The sequence below is a fragment of the Burkholderia sp. 3C genome, from assembly GCF_054589155.1.
On the sequence record NZ_BAAILN010000154.1, the window covers coordinates 90,221 to 92,422 of the forward strand.

Genomic DNA, 2,202 nt, shown 5'->3' on the forward strand with positions numbered 1-2,202 from the left:
GCGCGCGGCACCCGCACGCCGTTCGCCTCGCTGCGCACTCGCGCCGCGAAGCGCCGCTGCGACGGCAGGCGCGCGCCCTGCGCGGCGATCTCGCGCAGCACGCGTTCACCGCTCGCGTGGCCCGCCGCCAGCCCGTCGCCCGCGAACACCGCCGGATCGAACGCCAGCAGCAATTCGCCGTGATACGGCGAGGCGCCCGCGCCGCCGTCGTAGTCGAGCGACTCCGCGCTGGTCAGGTCGCCCATCAGCGAGCCGGCCATCAGCTCGACCATCGTGGCCAGCGCCGAGCCCTTGTGACCGCCGAACGTGCGCATCGCGCCGCGCATGGCCGCGTGCGGATCGGTGGTGGGCTGGCCGTGCTCGTCGATCGCCCAGTCGTCGGGAATCGGCTTGTCCTGGCGCGCATGCAGTTCGATGTCGCCGCGCGCGATCGCGCTGGTCGCGAAATCGAATACATAGGGCAGTTGCCCCTCCGGGCGCGGCCACGCGAACGCGATCGGGTTGGTGCCGAACACCGGCCGCGTGCCGCCGGCCGGCGCCACCCAGGCGTGGCTCGGGCACATCGCGATGCCCACCAGCCCGTGCGCGGCGATCGCCTCGACCTCCGGCCACAGCGCCGAGAAGTGATAGCAATGGCGGATCGTCAGCGCCGCCAGCCCCTGCTGCCGCGCGGCTTCGACCAGCGCCGGCAGGCCCAGCTCCAACGCGGGCAGCGAATAGCCGCCGTGCGCGTCGGCCTCGATCACGCTGCCGGCCAGCTTGCGCAGTGTGGGCACGGCGCGCCCGTCGACCCGACCGGTGCGCAGCGTGCGCACGCAGGAAATCAGGCGGTAGACGCCGTGCGAATGGCACTCGTCGCGCTGCCCCTGCACGATCACGCTCGCGAGCGAACGCGCGTTGTTCTCGCTCACGCCGTGCGCAATCAGCACGCGGCGCGCCAGCGCATCGACCTCGTCGAGCGACAGGCTCACATCCTCAGCAATACTCATCGATTCCCTCCGGGCCGCAGCGTGGCCCTGTTCGAAATGGTGTCGTGCAACTCGCTCGCCGTCGAACCGCAGCCTGGCGGCCGGCACGCCGGTAGCCGCGCGCCGGTAGTAGATCACATGCCTCGGTGGGAGAAAACGAATCGTCGAACGCCAGTATCCGTTGCGATCCGGAGGCCCGGCTTGTGGCCAATGCACGGCGGCGATGATGAAATCGGCATAAATCTCGACTGCGATGACCGGCCGATCGGCATAGCCAGTCACGCATTCGGCGCGGGCTCGTTGCAGCGCGACATGCGCACCGGATACCAGCCACCGCCTCGACTGGCACGCCCCCGGGCGGGCTTTCATCATCCTGTCCCTTGTTTTTCCGCATCGCAGCATGACGCACAAGAATCATGAACTCCACAGAATCACACTATTGCATTTGACGCATCAATGTGAAAACGAACGTTTCGCACACTCGTTCGAGAACATCCAAAACCCAAGCCAGCCAAGGTTTTAGCCTAACCCTATCGACAGTACGGAATTCGATTGTTCCAACAGGGCGACAATTCAATTCGCGCGCATCCCATTTATTGATGCTGCGGCTGCACCTAAATTTCACTCCGTCGCGTAACCCAATGCGTTGCGCATCCGAATTCAGGTACTCAAAGGAGCTGAACATGAAAACCCTCACCATCGCCGCCGCCGCACTCGTCCTGTCCACCAGCGCCGTTTCCGCCTTTGCCGATGGCGGCATCGGCCGCGCCGGCACCTACGGCGACCTGCCCGCCGCCAAGACCACCAGCACGCTGACCCGCGCCCAGGTGCGCGCCGAACTGGCGCAATCCCAACGCGACGGCACGCTGGCCCTGCTGCGCAAGAGCACGTCGTACCCGCAAGGCATCGAACTGGCGCAACAACGCCTGGGCACCTCGGAATCGGGCGGCCCGTCGAGCCAACTCGCCAATCGTTAATCCGTCAGCAACCCGCACGCCGGCCGCGCCGGCCTCGTCATCCGTAAGGAGCTCACATCATGAATCCGAACGAACCGAAACCGTCCCAACTCGACCAGTGGGATCGCACCGCGCCGGTGTGGATTCCGTTCCGTGCCCAACCGCGCACGAACGGCAAAAGCTGATTGGCAAAATCGGCAGTGAAAAAGGCGGCCCGCTTTCATCAAGCGCGGCCGCCTTTTTCATGTCATGGCGCGGCGCCCCTCACCGGCGCCGCG

At 66.5% G+C, this 2,202-nt stretch carries 2 protein-coding genes; one reads left to right on the forward strand and one right to left on the reverse strand.

Features of this window, described 5'->3' with window-relative positions; all coding sequences use genetic code 11:
- On the reverse strand, nt 1-989 hold a 989-nt coding region (locus ACYP33_RS32555), incomplete at its 3' end, for an Ldh family oxidoreductase (RefSeq protein WP_459625280.1).
- 662 nt (nt 990-1,651) lie between these two features.
- Between ACYP33_RS32555 and ACYP33_RS32560 the strand changes: the two genes are divergently transcribed.
- The gene (locus ACYP33_RS32560) at nt 1,652-1,945 is read left to right on the forward strand and encodes a DUF4148 domain-containing protein (protein WP_414448408.1); all 294 of its coding nucleotides are present in this window, start codon (nt 1,652-1,654) and stop codon (nt 1,943-1,945) included.
- The last annotated feature ends 257 nt before the right edge of the window (nt 1,946-2,202 follow it).